Source organism: Marinobacter sp. P4B1 (assembly GCF_001447135.1).
In the GTDB taxonomy this organism is placed as follows: Bacteria; Pseudomonadota; Gammaproteobacteria; order Pseudomonadales; family Oleiphilaceae; genus Marinobacter; species Marinobacter vinifirmus.
Map to the genome: position 1 here is coordinate 1 of NZ_LLXM01000005.1, position 21551 is coordinate 21551.

Consider the following 21551-nt stretch of genomic DNA (forward strand, 5'->3'; position numbering starts at 1 on the left):
TGAAGTGGACCCCAAATTTTGGACAGGTGCCTAAGCTCTGATTCATCATCTCCATAAGGAGGAGAATCATGAGCAAGAAACGCAAGCAATACAGCGCATCATTCAAGTCCAAAGTCGCCCTGGCTGCCCTCAAGGGCGACCAGACCACATCCGAAATTGCTGCCCGTTTCCAGATCCACCCCACCATGGTCAGCACCTGGAAGCGCGAACTGCTGGAGAATGCCCCGGGCCTCTTCGAAGGCAAGAAGAAAGCCGGCAAGCAATCCGATGAGCCCAGCACAGACGAACTTTACCGAGAGATTGGCCGACTGACGGTGGAACGCGATTTTTTGTCGCGCAAGCTCGATCAGTAAGCCGTCAACAGCGGTTGGCGATGATCGAGCGTGGTCATCCCCAAGTCAGTCTTTCGCGCCAGTGTGAGCTGCTCAAGCTGAGCCGCTCATCGGTGTACTACGTCCCTCGTGAGCAGTGTCAGGAGGATCTGGATCTGATGTACCTGATTGATCAACAGCACCTGGAAACGCCGTACTATGGCTCTCGCAAGATGCGGGTCCACTTGCAGCACCAGGGCTATCGGGTCAACCGGAAGCGGGTGCAGCGGCTGATGCGCACCATGGGCATTCAGGCGGTGTATCCGCGCCCCAGAACCAGCATTCCGGGCGATGGGCACAAGGTGTACCCGTATCTGCTCACAGGGCTGAAAATCGACCGCCCCAACCAGGTGTGGGCAACAGATATTTCATATATCCCGCTGGCCCGGGGCTTCATGTATCTGGTTGCCATCATCGACTGGTACAGCCGCAAGGTGTTGTCCTGGCGAGTCTCCAACACCATGGACACAGACTTCTGCGTCGATGCACTGGAGGAGGCTCTACAGCGCCACGGAACACCGGAGGTCTTCAACACCGATCAGGGCGTCCAGTTCACCAGCGAGGCCTTCACAAGCGTTCTCAAAGAGCATGGCATCCGGATCAGCATGGACGGCAAAGGCTGCTACCATGACAACATCTTTGTGGAACGGCTCTGGCGCAGCGTCAAACACGAGTGCGTCTACCTCACTGCCTTCGAGGATGGCCGACACTTGAAGCAGGCGCTCCACCGGTACTTCCGGCATTACAATCAGACCCGGTACCACCAAACCCTTGATTACCAAACACCGGATGAGGTGTACTACCAACAACCCATGACCCTGGCAGCTTGAGCCGGGAATACAGCCGGATCAGAGCTTAACTGCACCTTCAGGCTGTCCAACTGATGGGGTCCACCTCAGTCACGGTATATTACATTGGTCACGGGCCAGGCCCGGAGCGGCTACCCAGAAGGGTGCGGAATGGCGGATTTCTTCGATTTCCGGGCCTGTCGCCGGCAAGGTAATGGCAATCTGACCGGAACAGGCTGTATTCAACGCCCGGGCTCCGGCCTGGCGATAGCGGGCCGTCACCTCCGGATGGGGGTGCCCGAAACGATGGCGATATCCGGCGGTGTAGATGACCTGGTCGGGCCGCAGAGTTTCCACCCAGCTTTCTGACGACGAGGTTTTGCTGCCATGGTGGGGTGCCAGCACCAGGCGGTGGGCCGGCTGCCGGTGGAACCAGTCCAGCTCCGAGGCCGCCAGCATCCGGGCTTCTACCCCGTCGCTGATATCACCGGTCAGCCAGATCTCGGTATCGGACAACCCATGGCTTACCCGGAGCACGCAGGATGCATCGTTACCCGCCCTTGCATCCGGCGCTTGCCAGAATGCCAGCTCAAGACCTCCCCAGCGCTCAGCGACGGCCGGGCAGTCACGCACAAGGCGCAGGCCGTCCAAACTCCCGGATAACTCCCCGGCTTCACCGCTGGATATCCGCACCACATCGAAGGTATCGAGCAACACAGGCAAGCCGCCGGAATGGTCGTTATCGGCATGGCTCAGCACAAGGTGGTCTATCCGCCGGATACCCCGGGCGCTCAGCTCCGGTATCAGCACCGAATCGGCCGCAGAAAACACGCCTTTCACCTCCGGGCCGGTGTCATAGAGCAGAACCTTGTCATCCACCCGGATCAGAACTGACAGCCCCTGCCCCACATCCAGGATACGAATTTCCGGAACCGCCACTGACGAGAGCACCGGCTCACGATGGTACAGCGCCGCAAGACTCCATAATGCGATGGCGGCGAATGCCACGGGCCGGAACCCGGGCACCGGCAGCCGAATCATGACAACCACCACCAGCGCCAGCAAGCCGGATTGCGCAACCTTGCCTCCTCCGGGCACAGGCCAGTCCAGAACCTGGACCCACTCAAGCCAGCCCCAAAGCAATGCCAGTGCCCCGTCCATCAGCACCATCGCGAAGCCCGACAACCCGCCGCCGGACAGCGCCGACAGCAACGCACCCACAAACAACACCGGCATCACCACCAGGGACACCCAGGGAATGGCCAACAGGTTGGCCAGCAATCCAGCCACCGGCTGGCCCAGACCGAAGTGCGACAGAACCGGCCACAAACCGGCGAACACCGCAAACTGCGCGAGCACCAGGCCTTTCAGCCAGCCCGGAGCCGCCACCCTGCCGGCAAACACCAGCAACAATACCGCCACCGCACCAAAGGAAAGCCAGAAGCCCTGATCCAGCGGCGCAAATGGATCCAGCAGTAACACCAGGAACAGCGCCGCCACAAAGGGTTGCCAGGCACTGGCTTCCCGGGCCATCAACAGATACCAGCCACCCACAACCACCATGATCAGGGCCCGGCGGGTAGGCACCGTAAACCCCGCCAGCAGGGCATAGGCCAGGCTGCACAGCATCACCAATGCAAACACCGCCACCCGGCCTTGATGAACGGACACCCACCCCGATGGCACCAGCAACAACAGCCGGCGCCCGAGCAGCCCCACTGCTACCGCCACCAAGCCCAGATGCAGGCCGGAAATAGCCACCAGGTGAATGGTGCCGGTGGCTTTCAGGGTATCCCAATGGGCGTTTTCCAAATGCCCGCGGTTACCGATCAACAGCGATGCAATCAGGGGAAACTGTTGTGCCTCACCAAACCAGTCTTCCACCACAGCCGCCACCGACCGGTGCCAGGCCCGGTATTCGCAGTGCCAGCCACAGGCAAGCCCGGGCTCCGGGGCAACACTTTTGACGCTGCCCGTGGCCCGGAAGCCGTTCCGGAACAGCCAGTCCTCGTAACGAAAGCCGGCCTGGTTCAGGTTGCCGTGGGGGCGCTTGAGGACCACTTCCAGGCGCAGCCGGTGGTCAGGCAGGTCTTTACCGTCACGCCCGTACCAGGCCAGCCGCAGGGTTTCCGGCAAGCGGGTGCCTTCGGGCACCGTCTCAGGTTCGTGCCAGCGCTCGACGCAGAAATTGAAACGGAGACTGCCAAAGCTGCCCGGTTGAGGAAGGCTGCACAGATGACCGGAAACTGTCACCCGCTCGCCCTCAAGCCCCTGGGGCAACCGCTCCGCCAGGCGCCCATCGGCATGCCAGGTAGCCCAGAGCAGGCCCAGCAACCCGAAACAAACCAATAAACAGAGACTGGAGAACCGGCTGCCCCGACCCCAAAACGCGGCGGCACCAACCATGAAGGTAAGCACAAACAACCATGTATAAGGTGGTAAGACTGTCAGCCAATACAGTAAGATAACGCCGCTAGAGAAGGCGACCATGCAGGATGCGGCCAGCGCCGGTTTTATCCGCTCACAGCCGTTATGAACTTGCCCGGACACTCCCTGTCCTCCTCTGGTAAAAGCTGACAATTTCCGTTTGTCAGTGGTGTTTCACTGCAACGCAACAGGCCGAACTTCCAATGCCGAAGAAGTTCATGAAACGGTATTTGCCCAGCCCCGAGAGAGTGCGCGCCATGCGTTCGCTGCACTTTCTGGGCGATATCCTCCATGAACCCAACCTGTGGCACATCAACCGGCATTGCGTAGCACGGGCGTTCCTGGTCGGCGTCTGGTTCTGTTTTATTCCTATGCCCTTCCAGATGCTGGCCGCGGCCTTCTGTGCCATATGGATCAACGCCAACCTGCCGCTGTCAGTGGCACTGGTGTGGATCAGCAACCCGCTGACCATGCCGCCCATGTTCTATTTCAACTACAAACTCGGGGCCTGGCTGCTGGATCGCCCGGTGCTCGACTTTGAATTCGAACTTACCTGGCACTGGATCAGCCACCGCCTGGTGGACATCGGCATTCCGCTGTACCTGGGGTCACTGATCATCGCCACCCTCTGTGCCTGCCTCGCCTATCTGGGCATCCAGTATCTGTGGCGGCGAAAAATCCGCACCGACTGGCGCCAGCGACGCATAGCCAGGCGCGCTGGCCGCGCCCCTGGTAATCAGACTTCCTGAACCAGCCGGCCCTGTTCCAGGCGCAACACCCGCCCCAGACTCCGGGCCATGGTCATATCGTGTGTCACCATGATGAACGCGATGCCGGACTGATCACGCAGCTCCTCGATCAAAGCCCGAACCCCCTCACCGGTGTGCTGGTCCAGGTTACCGGTAGGCTCGTCCATCAACACGCAATCCGGCTCGTTCACCAGGGCACGGGCAATGGCCACGCGCTGGCGCTCTCCGCCTGACAGTTCACCCGGCTTATGACGAAGCCGCTCCGTCAGGCCCACACGCCCCAGAAGCGCTTCAGCTTTCGGAAGGACCTGGGCCGGCGACAAGCCACCCAACACACAGGGCAGCATCACATTCTCCAGTGCGGAGAATTCTGGTAACAGGTGATGAAACTGATACACAAACCCCAGATGGCGATTACGGAAGCGGGCCCGACCGGCTTCCGAGAGTTTGTGAATGTTCTGGCCACAAATCTCGATCTGGCCGGACGAGGGCTTGTCCAGCCCGCCCAGCAGGTTCAGCAGGGTAGTCTTGCCTGCACCGCTGCTACCGACAATGGCAACGGTTTCTCCGGGCGTCACCTCCAGCGAGATGTCAGAGAAAATCGTGAGCTTCTCCGGGCCCTCACTGTAGGTTCGGGTCACCTGCCGGCAGTCGATCACTAGAGGCTTGCCTGCCTCGTTCGCTGTGACATTACTCATAGCGCAAAGCCTCCGCCGGTTCGACCCGCGATGCACGCCAGGCCGGGTAAATCGTTGCCAGCAGGCTCATGGCAAGGCCGGCACCGCTGATAATAAACACATCCTGCCACTGCAGCTGCGATGGCAGATAGCTGATGAAGTACACATCCGCGCTCAGGAACTGGTGCCCCATGGCGCTTTCCAGCCAGGCAATAATGCCGCTGATGTTGAGTGCGCCCAGCACGCCCAGGGTGGTACCGACCAGCGTACCGAACACGCCGATTACCGCCCCCTGGATAATGAAAATGCGCATGATCCGGCCCGGAGTCGCCCCCATGGTTCGGAGAATGGCGATATCCGCAGTTTTGTCGGTGACCACCATCACCAAGGTGGACACAATATTGAAGGCAGCCACCGCCACAATGAACATCAGCAACAAGCCGATCATGGTTTTTTCCATGCGGATAGCCTGGAACAGGTTGCCGTGGGTGCGGGTCCAGTCGGATACGTAATAGCGGCCACCCAGCTCCTGGGCCACCTGGTTAACCACCCGGGGCGCGGCAAACAGATCATCCACCAGCAAGCGCACACCTTCCGCCTTGCCACCGGTGCGCATCAGTCGCGCAGCATCGTCCATGTGGATCAGGGCGTAGTTGCCATCAAGTTCTGCGCCGACACTGAAAATACCCTTCACGGTGAAGCGTTTGAGCCTGGGCAACACACCGGCCGGAGTCACCGACGCTTCCGGCAACACCACCGTCAGCTTATCGCCAATCGCCAACCGCAGGCTGTTTGCCATCAACCGACCGATAATGATGCCGAATTCACCGGACTTGAGATCGTCCAGCCCACCTTCAATAAAGTGGTTCTCGATAATCGAAACCGAGGCTTCTTGTTCCGGCAGAACACCGCTGAGCATCACCCCGCGTACATTGCCACCACCGGTCACCATGCCCTGCCCCTGGATAAACGGCGCAGCCGCCAGCACCCTGGGGTGTTCCTGCACCAGCTGGTCAATCTGCTGCCAGTCTTCCAGCGGGCCATTGGCGCCCTGAATGGTCGCGTGGGGCACCATGCCCAGAATTCTCTGCTTGAGCTCCCGGTCGAAGCCGTTCATCACCGACAACACAATAATCAGCACCGCCACACCCAGCATAAGGCCGATCATGGAGGTCAGGGAAATAAAGGAAATAAAGTGATTGCGCCGTTTGGCGGCCGTGTATCGCAGGCCTATATAAAACGATAAGGGTCTGAACATTAGGAGGTGCCTGTCGCCACTTTCAGAGGGGTAGATGCCGGCGCGCATTATCGCCTTGGATCAAAATGCGTTGCAACCGCACCACCCGCCGCACCATGGCCGGCAGGCTGCCCGCAAATTTGCCCCCGATGTGATCCAATGACTGAAAACACGGGGGCAAACCGGATAAACTCTCGAAAATATACTGACTTTTGCTAATATTTTCGGGATATTACGTTTTATACACATTCCGTGGACACACCACAGCATTCCGGCATCAGTGGAGAGCCATCTATGAACAACAAACGGAACCTGATCGCTGCCTTTACCATAGCCGCAGCAGTGGCGGTTGCAGCCCTGCCCCAGGCCCACGCAGAACAACTGACCATCCCGGTTGGCAGCCAGGCCGACCGCAGCCTGGTCAAGCTGCCGGCCAACGGCATGACCGGGGGGTCCGTGCAAAGTCGCTGGGGTGCCCCTATGGAGATTCGGGGCCCGGTTGGCCAGCCACCGATTACCCAGTGGCACTACCAGGACTTCGTGGTGTACCTGGAACACGACCGGGTTATCCATGCGGTCATGAAGCGCCGCAAATAACCGGTCGGGGGCAATACACCGGTTTTTCATTGCCCATGTCCTGACGTTGCCTTAGCGGTCAGATAGAATGACTGCTTTTTGCGAACCAAGGTGGCAGATAACAGTGACTTCCAGACGAGTGTTGCCTGCGGAATGGGCTCCCCAGAGCGCAGTAATGTTGACCTGGCCTCACCCCGGAACCGACTGGGCCCGGATGATGGCAGATGCAGAACAGGTCTTCCTCGACATCGCCAAAGCGGTACTGCGCTTTGAACATTTGGTAATCAGTTGCGAGTTTGTGGCCGGGCTGCAAAAGCTGGGGCAGGAACTGAACCAGTACGCTGAAGACAACCATCTCCCCGGCCGCGTTGTGGCCGTACCGGCCCCGGCCAATGACACCTGGGCACGGGACCACGGCCCCATTACCGTTACCGATGCTGACAGCGCCACGCTTCTGGATTTCAGCTTCAACGCTTGGGGCGGCAAATTCCCCTGGGAGAAAGACAACGCCCTCAACCGACACCTGGCCAATGCAGGCGTATTCGGCAAGACACCGATGCAAGCGGTGGATTTTGTCCTGGAAGGCGGCTCCATTGAATCTGACGGCCAGGGCACCATCCTGGCCACCAGCGAATGCCTGCTGACCCCCACCCGCAACCCGGACCTTGATCGCTCAGACATCGAACATCGGCTCTCCGAGTTGCTGGGCGCAGACCGCATATTGTGGCTCAACCACGGCTACCTGGCCGGCGACGACACCGACAGCCACATCGACACCCTCGCCCGCTTCTGCGCCCCGGACCACATCTGTTATGTCACCTGTCCGGATGTGGCAGACGAACACTACAGCGCCCTGGCCGCCATGGAAGAGGAACTGCAGGAGTTCCGCCAGCAGGATGGCAGCCCCTACAGGCTGACTGCCCTGCCCTGGCCCGATGCCATCTATGACGAAGAGGGCGAGCGCCTGCCGGCCACCTATGCCAACTTCCTGATTATCAACGATGCAGTTCTTTTGCCGGTCTACGATGTGCCGCAAGATCCGGAAGCCATTCGCATCATGGGTGAGATCTTCCCGGAGCGGGAAATCATTCCCGTTTACTGCCGTCCACTGATCCACCAGCATGGCAGCCTGCACTGTGTCACCATGCAGATTCCTGCCGGAGTCGTTTCCCTATGAGCCAGCTGAAAATCGCTGCTATCCAGCAAAAGTGCAGTAACGACAAAGCCGCCAGCCTGGCAACCTCCGAAAAACTGGTGCGGGAAGCCGCCACCGGGGGTGCGCAACTGGTGGTACTTCAGGAACTGCACGCCACCCTGTATTTTTGCCAGACCGAAGACACCGCCGTTTTCGAACTCGCCGAACCCATTCCGGGCCCCACCAGCAACCGCCTGTCGGAGCTGGCCAGGGAGCTGGGCATTGTGCTGGTAGGCTCTATCTTCGAGCGCCGGATGAACGGGGTGTATCACAACACCTCGGTGGTGTTTGATACCGACGGCAGCCTGGCCGGGATCTACCGGAAAATGCACATCCCGGACGACCCGGGCTTCTACGAAAAGTTCTATTTCACCCCGGGCGACGCCCGCTTCAACAATGGCGACAGCGGCTTTACCCCGATCAATACCTCCGTCGGCAAGCTCGGGGTATTGGTGTGCTGGGACCAGTGGTACCCGGAAGCCGCCCGCCTGATGGCGCTGGCCGGCGCGGAAATCCTGATCTATCCCACGGCCATCGGCTGGGACATTACCGACGAAGCCGACGAACAGGCCCGCCAGCTGGAAGCCTGGGTGACCGTTCAGCGGGGCCACGCGGTGGCTAACAACCTGCCGGTGATTGCCCCCAACCGGGTGGGCACAGAACCCGACCCGTCCGGCCAGGGCGATGGCATCCGCTTCTGGGGCAACAGTTTTATCTGCGGGCCCCAGGGCGAATTCCTGGCCCGGACCGACGATGAAAGCGAATGTATTCTGACCGCCACGCTGGACCGCGACCGGACTGAATCCGTCAGGCGTATCTGGCCGTATCTTCGGGATCGGCGCATTGATGCCTACGACGACATTCTCAAACGGGTACGGGACTGAGGCCTGCATGAAACAGAAAATGGACAGCGTGGTTGCCGAGCTCAACAAGATCTTGCTGGGCAAAGACAACCAGATCCGCCTGGCCCTGTGTGGCCTGCTGGCCCGCGGCCACCTGCTGATCGAAGACATACCGGGCATGGGCAAGACCACACTGTCCCACGCGCTGGCGAAGATCATGGGGCTGAGCTATCAACGCATCCAGTTCACCAACGACCTGCTACCCGCGGACGTTCTGGGTTATTCGATGTACGACCGGGAGGCCGGCAGCCTGGTGTTTCACCCGGGCCCGATCTTTGCCCAGGTGGTACTGGCAGACGAAATCAACCGGGCCTCGCCCCGCACCCAGAGTGCCCTGCTGGAAGCGATGGAAGAGCGCCAGGTATCCATTGAAGGCGAAACCCGGCCACTGCCTTCGCCGTTCTTTGTGATTGCCACCCAGAACCCCATTGAACAGGGTGGCACCTTTCCGCTGCCGGAATCCCAGCTCGACCGCTTTCTGATGCGACTGCAACTGGGCTACCCGGATCCGAAAGCGGAACGGGAGCTACTGGAAGGCGAAGATCGCCGGGCCATCACCGGGCGGCTGCAGGCCATACTGCCCCAGCCGGAGCTGGAAGCGGCTCAGGCCGCCGTCGAAAAAGTCAGCGCCAGCCCTGCCCTGCTGGACTACCTGCAGCGACTGCTTGAACAAAGCCGGCGCATGCCAGGCCTGGTCTACGGCCTGTCGCCGCGAGCCGGCCTCGGGCTGTTGAGGGCCGCCAAGGCCTGGGCCCTGATGGCGGGGCGTGACCACGTGCTGCCAGACGACGTCCAGGCAGTGTTCCCCTCCGTGGCCGAGCACCGGCTTGAGCAGGGCGAATCCGGCAAGAGCAAAGAGCGGGTGCGACAGCTGCTGACCACGGTCTCGGTACTTGAATAATCCGGCTCCGCCCTCATACATCCAGATTACATATCACATACCAGCGAGATTCCCATGAGCGAAACACAGCACTCCCGACTGATCATTCTTGGTTCCGGCCCCGCAGGTTACACCGCAGCAGTCTATGCCGCCCGCGCCAACCTGAACCCGACCCTGATTACCGGCATTGAAGTGGGTGGACAGCTCACCACCACCACAGACGTGGACAACTGGCCGGGCGACAACGACGGCGTTCAGGGCCCTGAACTGATGCAGCGCATGCAGAAGCACGCAGAGCGCTTCGAAACCAGCATCGTGTACGACACCATCAACGAAGCGGACCTGCAGAATCGCCCGTTCCGCCTCAAGGGCGACAGCGGCGAGTACACCTGCGACGCCCTGATCATCGCCACCGGCGCCTCCGCCATGTACCTGGGCCTGGAATCCGAAGAGAAGTTCAAGGGCCAGGGCGTATCAGCCTGCGCTACCTGCGATGGTTTCTTCTACCGCAAGCAGAAAGTCGCTGTGATCGGTGGTGGCAACACCGCCGTTGAAGAAGCCCTGTACCTGTCGAACATTGCCGATGAAGTCACCCTGGTACATCGCCGCGACAAGCTCCGCTCTGAGAAAATCCTGCAGGACAAGCTGTTCGAAAAGGCCGAGAACGGCAACGTGAAGATCGTCTGGAACCACACCCTGGATGAAGTACTGGGCGACGGTACCGGCGTAACCGGCATGCGCATCAAGAGCACCGAAGACGGCAGCACCCGGGACATCGACCTAGCCGGCGTATTCATCGCCATCGGCCACAAGCCGAACACCAGCCTGTTCGAAGGCCAGCTCGACATGGACAACGGCTATCTGCGTATCCAGTCCGGCCTGAACGGCATGGCCACCCAGACCAGCATTCCGGGCGTATTCGCCGCCGGCGATGTAGCGGACCACGTTTACCGCCAAGCTGTTACCTCCGCCGGTTTCGGCTGCATGGCCGCCCTGGATGCCGAGAAATTCCTGGACCAGCAGGACTAAAACGGCCATCACGGAATGACCTCTCTACCCTGGCTGAAGCCGGAGGAACTTTGGTTCCCTCCGGCCGACGAAGCACTGGACGATCCGGACGGTCTTCTCGCCGCGGGTGGCGACCTGTCCCGGAGCCGGCTCCTGCTGGCTTACCGGAACGGCATCTTCCCCTGGTTCAGTGACGACCAGCCCATTCTCTGGTGGTCCCCCAATCCCCGTTGCGTCCTGTTTCCGGACGAAGTCCACGTATCCCGCAGCCTGCGCCGCACCCTGAACCAGCACCGGTTCGAGGTTACCGCAGACCGATGCTTCAGCCGCATTATCCGGTTGTGTGCCACCACCCGCGCCGAAGGCACCTGGATTACCGACGACATGATCCAGGCCTATACCGACCTGCACCGGCACGGCACCGCACACTCCATCGAAGTCTGGAACCGCAAGGGTGAGCTGGCCGGGGGCATGTACGGCATTGCCCTGGGGCGTTGCTTCTTCGGTGAATCCATGTTTTCCCTGGAAACCAATGCTTCCAAGGTTTTGATGGTGCACCTGGCCCGTCAGCTGGCACAATGGGGTTACAGACTGATGGACTGCCAGGTCGAGAGCGACCATCTGCTCAGCATGGGTGCGAGCACTATTCCCAGGGACGAGTTTTTATCTATACTCGGGAAGTACGTGGATCAAAAACCGGAAAAGGAAGACTGGGCCTTCAACTGGCGCTGGCCCGGGCCGGAGGAATGAATGAGCAATCTCAGAACGCTGGTCTTCTTCGCAACGCCGCCCCACGACTGCAGTTACCTGCCGGATCGCGAAGCCACCACCATGTTTGTGGACCCGAGGGCCAACGTCGACAAGAAACTCTACAGCCAACTGACGGCACTGGGGTTCCGGCGCAGTGGCTCCCACTATTACCGCCCCCATTGTGAACATTGCAATGCCTGCGTGCCGGTACGCCTGAAGGTAGATCAGTTCCAGCCGGATCGTAACCAGCGCCGTGTCTTGCGCAAGAATGAAGACTTGTCGTGCCGCCTGGTGCCCGCCGCTTTCAGCGAGCGTTATTACCGGCTGTACGCCCACTACATTGAAGAGCGCCACCGGGATGGCGATATGTACCCGCCCTCCAGGGAGCAGTTCACATCGTTCCTGGTAGACGGCGCCACCGACTCCTGGTTCCTGGAAATTTCCCTGGGAGACGAACTGGCCGGCCTGGCAGCGGTCGACCTGCTGGATGACGGCTTGTCCGCCATCTACACCATTTTTGCTCCGGAACTGGAAGACCGGAGCCTGGGCACCTTTGCCGTACTCTGGCAGATTGAAGAAGCCCGGCGCCGCGGCCTGCCCCATCTGTACCTGGGTTACTGGATCCGGGAATGCCGTAAAATGAACTACAAAACCCGTTTCAAACCCATCGAAGCGCTGCGCGACGGGCACTGGCGAGAACTGCAATCAGACTGACTTTTGCCAAACGGCAAGAATTCAGGCAGAATTGCGCAATTTAAAATCACCGAAAAGCATTCCGAACGAGGTTTCTACTGAATGGCGAAATCAGATGTCATTGAAATGGAAGGCGTTATTATCGACACCCTTCCCAACACCATGTTCCGCGTTGAGCTGTCCAACGGCCACGTTGTGACTGCCCACATCTCAGGAAAAATGCGCAAGAACTACATCCGCATCCTGACCGGAGACAAGGTCAAGGTTGAGCTGACTCCCTATGACCTGAGCAAGGGCCGCATCGTATACCGCGCCCGTTAACCTGCTCGAGTGACATCTGAAAAGCCCCGCAAATGCGGGGCTTTTTTGTTGCTTCAGAGGGCTTCTGCCGGTTCGCTCTCGTACTCGAACACCAGCTCGTCGCCTTTCAGGTGGATGAACACATCCCCACCCTTCTCTGCCAGGCTTCCGAACAGGATCTGCTCGGCCAGTGGCCGCTTGATCTTGTCCTGGATCAGACGCGCCATCGGGCGTGCGCCCATGGTCACATCGTAACCCTTCTCGGCCAGCCACACCTTGGCAGCCTCATCCACATGCAACACCACGTGTTTCTCGTCCAGTTGCGCCTGCAACTCGGTGAGGAACTTGTCCACCACATGGGTAATGGTGGCCTTCTGCAGGTCAGCAAACTGGATAATGCCATCCAGGCGGTTACGGAACTCCGGCGTGAAGGTCTTGCTGATCACTTCCATGCCGTCAGTACTATGGTCCTGCTCGCTGAAGCCGATGGAACGGCGAGCCATGCTCTCGGCGCCGGCGTTGGTGGTCATCACCAGGATCACGTGGCGGAAATCCGCCTTGCGGCCGTTGTTATCGGTCAGGGTACCGTGGTCCATCACCTGCAGCAGCAGGTTGAACACCTCGGGGTGCGCCTTCTCGATTTCATCCAGCAGCAACACACAGTGCGGATGCTTGTTGACCGCCTCGGTCAGCAGGCCGCCCTGATCGTAACCGACATAGCCCGGAGGCGCACCGATCAACCGCGATACGGTATGTCGCTCCATGTATTCGGACATATCGAAGCGAACCAGTTCGATGCCCAGAACCTTGGCCAGCTGCTTGGTCACTTCCGTCTTACCAACACCGGTCGGCCCGGCAAACAGGAAGGCACCTTCCGGCTTCTCAGGTGCTTTCAGGCCGGCGCGGGCCAGCTTGATGGCCGTAGCAAGGGATTCAATGGCCGGATCCTGCCCGAACACCACCATTTTCAGATCCCGCTCCAGGTTACGCAGCAGGTCTTTGTCGCTGGTGGAAACGTTCTTCGGCGGAATGCGCGCAATATTCGCCACCACGTCTTCGATATCCGAAACCTCGATGGTCTTCTTGCGCTTGTCTTCCGGCTGCAGCCGCTGCCGGGCCCCGGCTTCGTCGATCACGTCAATGGCCTTGTCCGGCAGGTGGCGGTCGGTGATGTACCGGTCCGCCAGCTCTGCAGCCACCCGCAGGGCCTGGTCGGTGTAGGTCAGGTCGTGGTGTTTCTCGAAATTCGGCTTCAGGCCTTTGAGAATCTGGTAGGTATCTTCAACACTCGGCTCGTTCACATCGATTTTCTGGAAGCGACGGGCCAGGGCGCTGTCTTTCTCGAAGATTCCCCGGAATTCCTGGAACGTTGTCGAACCGATGCAGCGCAGTTCGCCGGAGCTGAGCATCGGCTTGAGCAGGTTCGAGGCATCCATCACACCGCCGGATGCCGAACCGGCACCGATGATGGTGTGGATCTCGTCGATAAACAGGATGGCATGATCCTGTTTTTTCAGGTCGCTCAGCAGGCCTTTCAGGCGCTTTTCGAAATCACCGCGGTACTTGGTACCGGCCAGCAACGCGCCCATATCCAGGGAATACACCACCGCATCGGAGATGATATCCGGCACCTGGCCGTCAACAATGCGCTTGGCCAGGCCTTCGGCGATGGCGGTTTTACCGACACCGGCCTCGCCCACCAGCAAGGGGTTGTTCTTGCGGCGGCGCACCAGGATCTGCACCACCCGCTCCACTTCGTGCTCGCGGCCGATCAACGGGTCGATCCGGCCCTGCCGCGCCTGTTCGTTCAGGTTGGTTGCGTAGCTGTCCAGCGGGCTGGACTGGCTGCCTTCTTCTCCGGCTTCTTCGTGGGCGGAATGATCCATCCCGTCCTGGTCTTCTGCACCCTGTACCCGGGAAATTCCGTGGGAGACAAAGTTGACCACATCGATCCGGGCAATGTTCTGCTTCTTCAGCACGTACACCGCCTGGCTTTCCTGCTCACTGAAAATCGCCACCAGTACGTTGGCGCCGGTGACTTCTTTCTTGCCGGAAGACTGCACATGGAATACCGCCCGCTGCAGCACACGCTGGAAGCCCAGTGTCGGCTGGGTTTCGCGTTCGCTGTCGGTGCTCGGTATCAGAGGTGTGGTTGAATCCACGAATTCGACCAGCTCTTCCTCGAGCCGCTGGAGGTCTGCACCACAGGCTTTGAGAACGCCCACCGCCGATTCGTTGTCGAGAAGGGCCAACAACAAATGCTCCACGGTCATAAACTCATGACGCTTGTCCCGGGCATTTTTGAAGGCCGTATTCAGCGTAATTTCAAGATCTTTGCTCAGCATGGGCCACCCCGCCGTCTATCAGTCAGCACGTTCAATCTCACAAAGGAGCGGATGCTCACATTCCGAAGAATACTGATTCACCTGTGCCGCCTTTGTTTCTGCGATGTCACGGGTATATACCCCACATACGGCTTTTCCCTGCGTATGGACGAGCAGCATCACCTGCGTCGCCTTTTCCTCATTCATTCCGAAGAACTTCATCAATACTTCCACCACGAAGTCCATGGGTGTGTAATCGTCGTTCAGGAGCACCACCCTGAATCGGGCCGGGCGCTTCAGGGCAGGCTTTTCAGGCGCAACACTGACCCCCTCATGGCGCCCTGGCTGTTCGTCCTCCCCCTGATTGAATACTAGTAGAGAATTCTTAATTGTCCGCATGGTTCTGTTTACCGGTTATTCGGTTTCCTGACTAAATGTGGTTGCCCGACTGCGGCTTTTCAAGCCGGAAGCGGAGCAAGCGTGCGTTATTTATCAATACGGACATGATACAGCTTCCAGACCTGCTTCAACCACTCATTCACCCCGTCAGAACTCTTGACTCAGACGCCGGATTGGCAGAGAGTTAACCTGCACTGTAAAACAATGTAAATAAACACAAGACTTATGTAACCAGAAGCAACACACGCACAACGCTCAATCCAATAATAAGACAGACAGGGAACAAGGGAGTTCATCATGCCAAAAGGCAAAGTCAAATGGTTCAACAACGCCAAGGGATACGGCTTTATTATCGAAGACGGCTGCAGTGACGATCTGTTCGCCCATTTTTCTTCGGTACAGATGGAGGGTTATAAAACCCTGAAGGCGGGCCAGTCGGTCACCTTCGACAAAAAGCCGGTCGAAAAAGGCGTTCACGCCATCAACATCGTACCCGATGAAGCGCCAGCAAAGCGGGAACCGGGCCAGGAGTCCAGGCAAGGCGGCGAGTCCCCGGATAGCGGGCTGTCGGGCCACTCAGGGTATCCTCCGAGAGCTGTGAACGGCTGAGACAGTCGCGGCGATTATTTCCCCCGATTCCTGCCGGGTTGCCGGCAGGCCGTGTTTTTTTGTGCTTTTTCCGGAATTCCGAATCCTTTAGGCTTGCCACTCCTCCGTATTACCAACAGGAACCGTGCATGGCCGAGCTGATTCTGTTCAACAAACCTTTCCAGGTGCTGAGCCAGTTCACCGATGACCGCGCCGGACAACCCCGCGCAACCCTTGCCCAATGGATTAAAAAGCCCGGTTTCTACCCCGCCGGCCGGCTGGACTATGACTCCGAAGGCCTGTTGCTGCTGACCAACCACGGCGCGCTGCAGCACCGGATTGCCTCCCCCACCAACAAAATGCCGAAAACCTACTGGGTGCAGGTTGAAGGGGAAATCTCCGACGATGCAATCGCACAACTGTGCAGCGGTGTGGAACTGAAAGATGGCCTGACGCGCCCCGCCGGCGCCAGGCGGATGGCAGAACCGGATGTCTGGGCCCGGGTACCTCCGGTGCGTTACCGTGAATCCATCCCCACCAGCTGGCTGGAACTCACCATTACCGAAGGCCGTAACCGGCAGGTGCGGCGCATGACAGCCGCCGTGGGCTACCCTACCCTGAGACTGATCCGCTACCGGATAGGGGACTGGACACTGGATGGCCTGAAACCCGGCCATTTCCGCCTTGAAACCATTCACTTGCCAGACACTCCGCCGGCTGGCAAGCAAAACCCGCGCAAGGCCAAGCCCGGGCGCCGCACGACCAACAGGAGGCCAAGCCGAAAATGACCTGGAAACCCCATGCCACCGTGGCCGTTGTGGCCGAAGACGAACAGGGCCGCTTTCTGCTGGTTGAAGAGAAAAGCCACGGCAAGGTCGTTTTCAACCAGCCTGCCGGGCATATCGAGGAAGGCGAAGCCATTCTGGATGCAGTCCGGCGCGAAGCACTGGAAGAAACCGGCTGGCAGGTTGAGCCGGAGTCCTTCCTTGGCGTTTACACCTACAAGGCCCCGGCCAACGGCGTTACCTACTACCGCTTCTGTTACGCCGCCAAAGCCGTCAGGCAAATCACCACCGAGCTGGATACCGGCATTATCGCCCCGCACTGGCTTACCCTGGACGAAATCCGCAACCTGGGCACCCGGCTGCGCAGCCCGCTGGTGCTGCAGTGCATCGAGGATTACCGAAACGGCCGGCGATTCCCCCTTGAAGTGGTGGTCGACGGACAGACGTAACCGCCACAAGATGGTAAAATCGCCCCTTTTCAGCGGTAACCCGGAAAACCAATGACCCAGACTGCAGAACCCAAGACTCCCCAGAACACCCGCGTGATCGTCGGCATGTCCGGCGGCGTGGACTCCTCCGTAGCTGCCTGGTTGCTGAAAGACCAGGGCTACCAGGTGGAAGGCCTGTTCATGAAGAACTGGGATGAAGACGACGGCACCGAGTACTGCACTGCCATGACAGACCTGGCCGATGCCCAGGCGGTGGCCGATGCCATCGGTATCAAGCTGCACACCGCCAGCTTTGCCGCCGAATACTGGGACCGGGTGTTCGAGCATTTCCTGTCCGAATACAGCGCCGGGCGCACCCCGAACCCGGACATCCTGTGCAACAAGGAAGTAAAATTCCGCGCTTTCCTGGATTATGCCGTCACCCTGGGCGCCGACTACATTGCCACCGGCCACTACACCCGCCAGCGCCCCCTCAACGACGGTAGTGGCAAAGCGCAACTGCTGAAGGGACTGGATCCCAACAAAGACCAGAGTTACTTCCTGCACGCCGTCTCCGGCGACCGCATCGCCCGCACCCTGTTCCCTGTGGGCGAGCTGGAAAAGCCGGAAGTTCGCCGCATTGCCGAAGCCCAGGGTTTTGTAACCCACGACAAGAAAGATTCCACCGGTATCTGCTTCATCGGCGAGCGCAAGTTCACCGACTTCCTGAAGCAATACCTGCCGGCCCAGCCCGGCAACATTGAAACGCCGGACGGCAAGGTGATCGGCAAGCACCAGGGACTGATGTACCACACCATTGGCCAGCGCCAGGGTCTGGGCATTGGCGGCCTGGCGGAGTTTGGCGATGAACCCTGGTACGTGGCAGAAAAAGACCTGTCCCGCAACGTGCTGATCGCCGTTCAGGGCAAGAACCACCCGCTGCTGTTTTCCCGGGGCCTGGTCTCCGGCCCCATCGACTGGGTCGCAGGCGAACCGCCGGCGCAGCAGTTCCGGTGCAAGGCCAAAACCCGTTACCGCCAGCCGGACCAGAACTGCGAAGTCACAGTTATCGACGGTGGCGTGCAGGTGGTCTTTGACGAGGCCCAGCGGGCGGTGACTCCCGGACAATCCGTGGTGTTCTATCAGGAGGAAGTCTGTCTCGGCGGCGGCGTGATTGAAGAAACCTGGCGCGATGGCGAACCCCTGCCCGCCCGCCTGGCTGCGGAAGCCGACGCATGAGCCGTTCCCTGCACGACCAGACCCTGGCCCTGGCGGGTATCTTTCAGGCAGCCGCGCTGGTGCGGGAAATTGCCCATACCGGCTACTGCAACGAAGCGGCCATGGAAACCTGCATCCGCTCGCTGTTTGCCACAGATCCTGAGACCACGCTGGATGTTTACGGTGGCGAGTTGTCCGACATCCGCGATGGCCTGCAGGTGCTGTCGACCGTATTCGCCCAGCAAGCCCGCCCGCAGGACGCAGAGGTCCTGCGCTATGTGCTGAACCTGATTCACCTGGAATCCAAGCTCAAGCGCAAGGGCGATGTGATGGATGTGCTCGGCAACCGCATTGAGCAGGCCCGCCACACCGCCAGCCATTTCGGTTACACCCACAGCAACCTGCTGAGCAACCTGGCATCCGTATACAGCGACACCATCAGTACCCTGGGCCCGCGCATCCAGGTCAGCGGTAACCCCAACATGCTGCAGCGGGAAGACAACCAGCACAAAGTCCGTGCCCTGCTGCTGGCCGGCATCCGTTCGGCTGTACTCTGGCGCCAGAGTGGCGGCCACCGCTGGCAACTGATCTTCAAGCGCAAGAAAGTGATCCTGCACGCCAGGGAGCTGCTGCGCTGATTCGCAGCGCCCTCTGGTGTATCATTAACGCCTTCGCATTTTTCCGATCCGATTTTTCTTTGATGAACTGAGAGGTTTTCGATGGAACTCACCGCCCTGACCGCTATTTCCCCGGTCGATGGCCGCTACGGCAGTAAAGTCAGCGTATTTCGCAGCATCTTCAGTGAATACGGCCTGATCCGTAACCGGGTAACCGTCGAAATCCGCTGGCTGCAACAATTGGCCGCACACCCGGCCATTACCGAAGTGCCGGCGTTCTCTGCCGAAGCCAATGCCTTCCTGGACAAGCTGGTCAGCGAATTCAGCCTGGCCGATGCCGAGCGCATCAAGGAAATCGAACGCACCACCAACCACGATGTGAAAGCGGTCGAATACCTGATCAAAGAAAAGATCGCCGATGTGCCCGAGCTGCACGCAGTGACCGAATTCGTGCACTTCGCCTGCACCTCCGAAGACATCAACAACCTGTCCCACGCCCTGATGCTGCGCGAAGGCCTGGACCATGGCCTGCTGCCAGGCATGGAAAAGGTGGTCGACAAGCTGGCTGAACTGGCCAAGGAACACGCCGAGCAGCCGATGCTGTCCCGCACCCATGGCCAGACCGCCTCTCCCACGACCGTGGGCAAGGAACTGGCCAACGTGGTTTACCGCCTGCGCCGTCAGCTGATGCAGATTCGTGAAGTGGAAATCATGGGCAAGATCAACGGCGCCGTGGGCAACTACAACGCCCACCTGTCTGCCTATCCGGCTGTAGACTGGGCCGCCAACGCCGAAGAGTTCGTCGAGAGCCTCGGCCTGGACTGGAACCCGTACACCACCCAGATCGAGCCCCACGACTACATTGCCGAGCTGTATGATGCCATTGCCCGCTTCAACACCATCCTGATCGACCTCGACCGGGACATCTGGGGCTACATCTCACTGGGTTACTTCAAGCAGAAGACGGTGGCCGGCGAAATCGGCTCCTCTACCATGCCCCACAAGGTGAACCCCATCGACTTCGAAAACTCCGAAGGCAACCTGGGCATCGCCAACGCCATCTTCGGCCACCTGTCTGCCAAGCTGCCGATTTCCCGCTGGCAGCGTGACCTGACCGACTCTACCGTACTGCGCAACCTGGGCGTTGGTTTCGCACACAGCCTGATTGCCTACGAAGCCTCCCTGAAAGGCCTGGGCAAGCTGGAAATCAACCCGGCCCGCCTGAACGAAGACCTGAACAACGCCTGGGAAGTACTGGCCGAGCCGATCCAGACCGTGATGCGCCGCTACAACATCGAAAAGCCCTACGAAAAACTCAAGGACTTGACCCGCGGCAAAACCATGAGCGCGGAAGTCATCAAGAATTTCGTGGAGACCCTGGAAATTCCGGAAGAAGCCAAGGCCGAACTGCGCACCCTGACTCCGGACACCTACATCGGTAATGCCGTCGAACAGGCCGGCAACATTTAAACGGGAGCAACACCATGGACATGCTTGGCGGATTGACAGCTTCTGAATTTCTGCGGGATTACTGGCAGAAAAAGCCCCTGGTGATCCGTCAGGCATTTCCCGGTTTCCAGTGCCCGGTCAGCCCGGACGAACTGGCCGGCCTGGCCTGCGAAGAAGCCGTGGAATCCCGCATCGTCATCGAGAACGATGCCGGCAAGCCCTGGCAACTGCACAACGGCCCGTTCAACCCGGATCGCTTCAGCGACCTGCCGGAACAGGACTGGACCCTGCTGGTTCAGGGCCTGGACCACTGGGTACCGGAAATTGCCGACTTGCTCGACAACTTCCGTTTCGTCCCCAACTGGCGCCTGGATGACATCATGGCCAGCTATGCCCCGAAAGGTGGCAGCGTTGGCCCTCACTACGACATGTACGACGTCTTCCTGCTGCAGGCCCAGGGCCATCGCCGTTGGACCTTTGGCGGCCACTGCGACCATGCATCGCCACGGGTAGAAGGCACGCCCCTGCGCATTCTGAGCAGCTGGGATGGCGAAGAAACCGTCACACTGGCACCGGGCGACATGCTGTACCTGCCCCCGGGTATCGGCCACCACGGTGTGGCGGAAGACGACTGCATCACCCTGTCGGTTGGTTTTCGTGCGCCCACCATCGACGACATCCTGACCAGCTTTACCGATTTCCTGAGCCAGAAAGAAAAGGCCGCCGAACACCTGGACGACCCGGACCTGCAGGTTCAGGACAACCCGGGCACCATCGGTGCGGAGGTTATCGACCGGTTGGATACGGTAATCCGCGAACAGCTGGGCGACCGCCGCAACCTGGCCCTGTGGTTCGGCCAGTTCACCACCGCTCCCAAGAGCATGGACATCGTGGTGCCGGCAGAGGAACCCGCTGAAGCAGAAGACCTGGCGGAAGCCATCCGCGCCGGCGAGCAGCTGCGCTGGAACGAAGGCTCCCGCTTTGCCTACCATGAACTGGCTGGTGAAACCGCCCTGTTTGTGGATGGTGAGCAATACCTGCTGAAAGGCGATGCCCAGCCACTGGCGCCCTTGCTGTGTGCCGGAGCCCGAATTGATATGTCAGCCCTGGCCGAATTTGCCGGTGACGAGGCCCTGCTGGGCCTGCTGACCAACCTGTATAACCAGGGTTCGTTGTACTTCGAGTAAGCT

22 protein-coding genes are annotated in these 21551 nt (G+C 59.7%); 17 read left to right on the forward strand and 5 right to left on the reverse strand.

Going from position 1 to position 21551, the window contains the following annotated elements; genetic code table 11:
- Nucleotides 1–68: 68 nt before the first annotated feature.
- A protein-coding gene (locus AQ621_RS01760; protein WP_145840233.1) for an IS3 family transposase occupies nucleotides 69–1201 on the forward strand; the annotation gives its coding sequence in 2 pieces (ribosomal slippage) (nucleotides 69–339 and nucleotides 339–1201; 1134 coding nt in all).
- Nucleotides 1202–1270: 69 nt separating this feature from the next.
- On the opposite strand, the gene AQ621_RS01765 is transcribed toward AQ621_RS01760, so the two are convergent.
- Complete coding sequence (locus AQ621_RS01765; protein WP_082640837.1) at nucleotides 1271–3649, reverse strand: DNA internalization-related competence protein ComEC/Rec2; 2379 nt, start codon at nucleotides 3647–3649, stop codon at nucleotides 1271–1273.
- Between the two features lie 140 nt (nucleotides 3650–3789).
- On the opposite strand from AQ621_RS01765, the gene AQ621_RS01770 reads away from it, so the two are divergent.
- Nucleotides 3790–4335 (forward strand): DUF2062 domain-containing protein, encoded by a 546-nt coding sequence (locus AQ621_RS01770; protein ID WP_058340024.1) that lies wholly within the window; start codon nucleotides 3790–3792, stop codon nucleotides 4333–4335.
- Here AQ621_RS01770 and AQ621_RS01775 read toward each other — a convergent pair.
- Nucleotides 4323–5033, reverse strand: a complete 711-nt coding sequence (locus tag AQ621_RS01775; RefSeq protein WP_058340025.1) for an ABC transporter ATP-binding protein — start codon at nucleotides 5031–5033, stop codon at nucleotides 4323–4325. The two genes, AQ621_RS01770 and AQ621_RS01775, sit on opposite strands and share 13 nt — an antisense overlap.
- Nucleotides 5026–6270, reverse strand: a complete 1245-nt coding sequence (locus AQ621_RS01780) for a lipoprotein-releasing ABC transporter permease subunit (RefSeq protein WP_058340026.1) — start codon at nucleotides 6268–6270, stop codon at nucleotides 5026–5028. Before AQ621_RS01780 ends, AQ621_RS01775 begins: the two co-directional genes overlap by 8 nt.
- Nucleotides 6271–6543: 273 nt before the next feature.
- Between AQ621_RS01780 and AQ621_RS01785 the strand changes: the two genes are divergently transcribed.
- From AQ621_RS01785 to infA, 8 genes are all read left to right on the forward strand, one after another.
- The gene (locus AQ621_RS01785) at nucleotides 6544–6846 is read left to right on the forward strand and encodes a hypothetical protein (protein WP_058340027.1); all 303 of its coding nucleotides are present in this window, start codon (nucleotides 6544–6546) and stop codon (nucleotides 6844–6846) included.
- 103 nt (nucleotides 6847–6949) lie between these two features.
- Complete coding sequence (locus AQ621_RS01790; RefSeq protein ID WP_264753794.1) at nucleotides 6950–8002, forward strand: agmatine deiminase family protein; 1053 nt, start codon at nucleotides 6950–6952, stop codon at nucleotides 8000–8002.
- Nucleotides 7999–8904 (forward strand): carbon-nitrogen hydrolase, encoded by a 906-nt coding sequence (locus AQ621_RS01795; protein WP_058340029.1) that lies wholly within the window; start codon nucleotides 7999–8001, stop codon nucleotides 8902–8904. Before AQ621_RS01790 ends, AQ621_RS01795 begins: the two co-directional genes overlap by 4 nt.
- 7 nt (nucleotides 8905–8911) lie before the next feature.
- On the forward strand, nucleotides 8912–9823 hold the full coding sequence (locus AQ621_RS01800; protein WP_022989142.1) for an AAA family ATPase: 912 nt from the start codon (nucleotides 8912–8914) through the stop codon (nucleotides 9821–9823).
- Nucleotides 9824–9877: 54 nt separating this feature from the next.
- Complete coding sequence (gene trxB, locus AQ621_RS01805) at nucleotides 9878–10831, forward strand: thioredoxin-disulfide reductase (RefSeq protein WP_058340030.1); 954 nt, start codon at nucleotides 9878–9880, stop codon at nucleotides 10829–10831.
- Between the two features lie 15 nt (nucleotides 10832–10846).
- On the forward strand, nucleotides 10847–11560 hold the full coding sequence (aat, locus tag AQ621_RS01810) for a leucyl/phenylalanyl-tRNA--protein transferase (RefSeq protein WP_058340031.1): 714 nt from the start codon (nucleotides 10847–10849) through the stop codon (nucleotides 11558–11560).
- The gene (locus tag AQ621_RS01815; RefSeq protein WP_022989145.1) at nucleotides 11561–12274 is read left to right on the forward strand and encodes an arginyltransferase; all 714 of its coding nucleotides are present in this window, start codon (nucleotides 11561–11563) and stop codon (nucleotides 12272–12274) included. It begins immediately after the preceding gene.
- 81 nt (nucleotides 12275–12355) lie between these two features.
- Nucleotides 12356–12574 (forward strand): translation initiation factor IF-1, encoded by a 219-nt coding sequence (gene infA, locus AQ621_RS01820; RefSeq protein ID WP_014421226.1) that lies wholly within the window; start codon nucleotides 12356–12358, stop codon nucleotides 12572–12574.
- A 53-nt stretch (nucleotides 12575–12627) separates the two neighbouring features.
- On the opposite strand, the gene clpA is transcribed toward infA, so the two are convergent.
- Both clpA and clpS read right to left on the reverse strand, forming a co-directional pair.
- Nucleotides 12628–14898 carry an ATP-dependent Clp protease ATP-binding subunit ClpA gene (gene clpA / locus AQ621_RS01825; protein WP_058340032.1) on the reverse strand — a complete coding sequence of 757 codons (2271 nt, stop codon included), beginning with the start codon at nucleotides 14896–14898 and terminating at the stop codon, nucleotides 12628–12630.
- An 18-nt stretch (nucleotides 14899–14916) separates the two neighbouring features.
- The gene (gene clpS, locus AQ621_RS01830; RefSeq protein WP_022987989.1) at nucleotides 14917–15276 is read right to left on the reverse strand and encodes an ATP-dependent Clp protease adapter ClpS; all 360 of its coding nucleotides are present in this window, start codon (nucleotides 15274–15276) and stop codon (nucleotides 14917–14919) included.
- A 297-nt stretch (nucleotides 15277–15573) separates the two neighbouring features.
- Here clpS and AQ621_RS17935 point away from each other — a divergent pair, with 297 nt between their 5' ends.
- The 7 genes from AQ621_RS17935 to AQ621_RS01865 all read left to right on the forward strand — a co-directional run bounded on the left by AQ621_RS17935 (nucleotide 15574) and on the right by AQ621_RS01865 (nucleotide 21548).
- The gene (locus AQ621_RS17935) at nucleotides 15574–15885 is read left to right on the forward strand and encodes a cold shock domain-containing protein (RefSeq protein ID WP_058340033.1); all 312 of its coding nucleotides are present in this window, start codon (nucleotides 15574–15576) and stop codon (nucleotides 15883–15885) included.
- A 128-nt stretch (nucleotides 15886–16013) separates the two neighbouring features.
- On the forward strand, nucleotides 16014–16652 hold the full coding sequence (locus AQ621_RS01840; RefSeq protein WP_058340034.1) for a pseudouridine synthase: 639 nt from the start codon (nucleotides 16014–16016) through the stop codon (nucleotides 16650–16652).
- A complete protein-coding gene (locus AQ621_RS01845; RefSeq protein WP_058340035.1) occupies nucleotides 16649–17098 on the forward strand; it encodes an NUDIX hydrolase in 450 nt (149 codons plus the stop codon). Before AQ621_RS01840 ends, AQ621_RS01845 begins: the two co-directional genes overlap by 4 nt.
- A 51-nt stretch (nucleotides 17099–17149) precedes the next feature.
- Nucleotides 17150–18316 carry a tRNA 2-thiouridine(34) synthase MnmA gene (gene mnmA / locus AQ621_RS01850; protein WP_058340036.1) on the forward strand — a complete coding sequence of 389 codons (1167 nt, stop codon included), beginning with the start codon at nucleotides 17150–17152 and terminating at the stop codon, nucleotides 18314–18316.
- The gene (gene hflD / locus AQ621_RS01855) at nucleotides 18313–18933 is read left to right on the forward strand and encodes a high frequency lysogenization protein HflD (protein ID WP_022987994.1); all 621 of its coding nucleotides are present in this window, start codon (nucleotides 18313–18315) and stop codon (nucleotides 18931–18933) included. The genes mnmA and hflD overlap by 4 nt, the downstream gene beginning before the upstream one ends.
- Before the next feature lie 81 nt (nucleotides 18934–19014).
- Entirely contained in the window at nucleotides 19015–20382 is a 1368-nt protein-coding gene (purB, locus tag AQ621_RS01860; RefSeq protein ID WP_058340037.1) for an adenylosuccinate lyase, read from the forward strand.
- A gap of 14 nt (nucleotides 20383–20396) precedes the next feature.
- Nucleotides 20397–21548: a ribosomal protein uL16 3-hydroxylase gene (locus tag AQ621_RS01865; RefSeq protein ID WP_058340038.1), complete on the forward strand. Its 1152-nt coding sequence runs from the start codon at nucleotides 20397–20399 to the stop codon at nucleotides 21546–21548.
- The last annotated feature ends 3 nt before the right edge of the window (nucleotides 21549–21551 follow it).

What these genes read in the sequence shown, in the direction of transcription:
- AQ621_RS01765 (WP_082640837.1), bottom strand. Translation starts at nt 3,649, where the DNA reads ATGGTCGCCTTCTCTAGCGGCGTTATCTTACTGTATTGGCTGACAGTC.
- AQ621_RS01770 (WP_058340024.1), top strand. Translation starts at nt 3,790, where the DNA reads ATGCCGAAGAAGTTCATGAAACGGTATTTGCCCAGCCCCGAGAGAGTG.
- AQ621_RS01775 (WP_058340025.1), bottom strand. Translation starts at nt 5,033, where the DNA reads ATGAGTAATGTCACAGCGAACGAGGCAGGCAAGCCTCTAGTGATCGAC.
- AQ621_RS01780 (WP_058340026.1), bottom strand. Translation starts at nt 6,270, where the DNA reads ATGTTCAGACCCTTATCGTTTTATATAGGCCTGCGATACACGGCCGCC.
- AQ621_RS01785 (WP_058340027.1), top strand. Translation starts at nt 6,544, where the DNA reads ATGAACAACAAACGGAACCTGATCGCTGCCTTTACCATAGCCGCAGCA.
- AQ621_RS01795 (WP_058340029.1), top strand. Translation starts at nt 7,999, where the DNA reads ATGAGCCAGCTGAAAATCGCTGCTATCCAGCAAAAGTGCAGTAACGAC.
- AQ621_RS01800 (WP_022989142.1), top strand. Translation starts at nt 8,912, where the DNA reads ATGAAACAGAAAATGGACAGCGTGGTTGCCGAGCTCAACAAGATCTTG.
- trxB (WP_058340030.1), top strand. Translation starts at nt 9,878, where the DNA reads ATGAGCGAAACACAGCACTCCCGACTGATCATTCTTGGTTCCGGCCCC.
- aat (WP_058340031.1), top strand. Translation starts at nt 10,847, where the DNA reads ATGACCTCTCTACCCTGGCTGAAGCCGGAGGAACTTTGGTTCCCTCCG.
- AQ621_RS01815 (WP_022989145.1), top strand. Translation starts at nt 11,561, where the DNA reads ATGAGCAATCTCAGAACGCTGGTCTTCTTCGCAACGCCGCCCCACGAC.
- infA (WP_014421226.1), top strand. Translation starts at nt 12,356, where the DNA reads ATGGCGAAATCAGATGTCATTGAAATGGAAGGCGTTATTATCGACACC.
- clpA (WP_058340032.1), bottom strand. Translation starts at nt 14,898, where the DNA reads ATGCTGAGCAAAGATCTTGAAATTACGCTGAATACGGCCTTCAAAAAT.
- clpS (WP_022987989.1), bottom strand. Translation starts at nt 15,276, where the DNA reads ATGCGGACAATTAAGAATTCTCTACTAGTATTCAATCAGGGGGAGGAC.
- AQ621_RS17935 (WP_058340033.1), top strand. Translation starts at nt 15,574, where the DNA reads ATGCCAAAAGGCAAAGTCAAATGGTTCAACAACGCCAAGGGATACGGC.
- AQ621_RS01840 (WP_058340034.1), top strand. Translation starts at nt 16,014, where the DNA reads ATGGCCGAGCTGATTCTGTTCAACAAACCTTTCCAGGTGCTGAGCCAG.
- AQ621_RS01845 (WP_058340035.1), top strand. Translation starts at nt 16,649, where the DNA reads ATGACCTGGAAACCCCATGCCACCGTGGCCGTTGTGGCCGAAGACGAA.
- mnmA (WP_058340036.1), top strand. Translation starts at nt 17,150, where the DNA reads ATGACCCAGACTGCAGAACCCAAGACTCCCCAGAACACCCGCGTGATC.
- hflD (WP_022987994.1), top strand. Translation starts at nt 18,313, where the DNA reads ATGAGCCGTTCCCTGCACGACCAGACCCTGGCCCTGGCGGGTATCTTT.
- purB (WP_058340037.1), top strand. Translation starts at nt 19,015, where the DNA reads ATGGAACTCACCGCCCTGACCGCTATTTCCCCGGTCGATGGCCGCTAC.
- AQ621_RS01865 (WP_058340038.1), top strand. Translation starts at nt 20,397, where the DNA reads ATGGACATGCTTGGCGGATTGACAGCTTCTGAATTTCTGCGGGATTAC.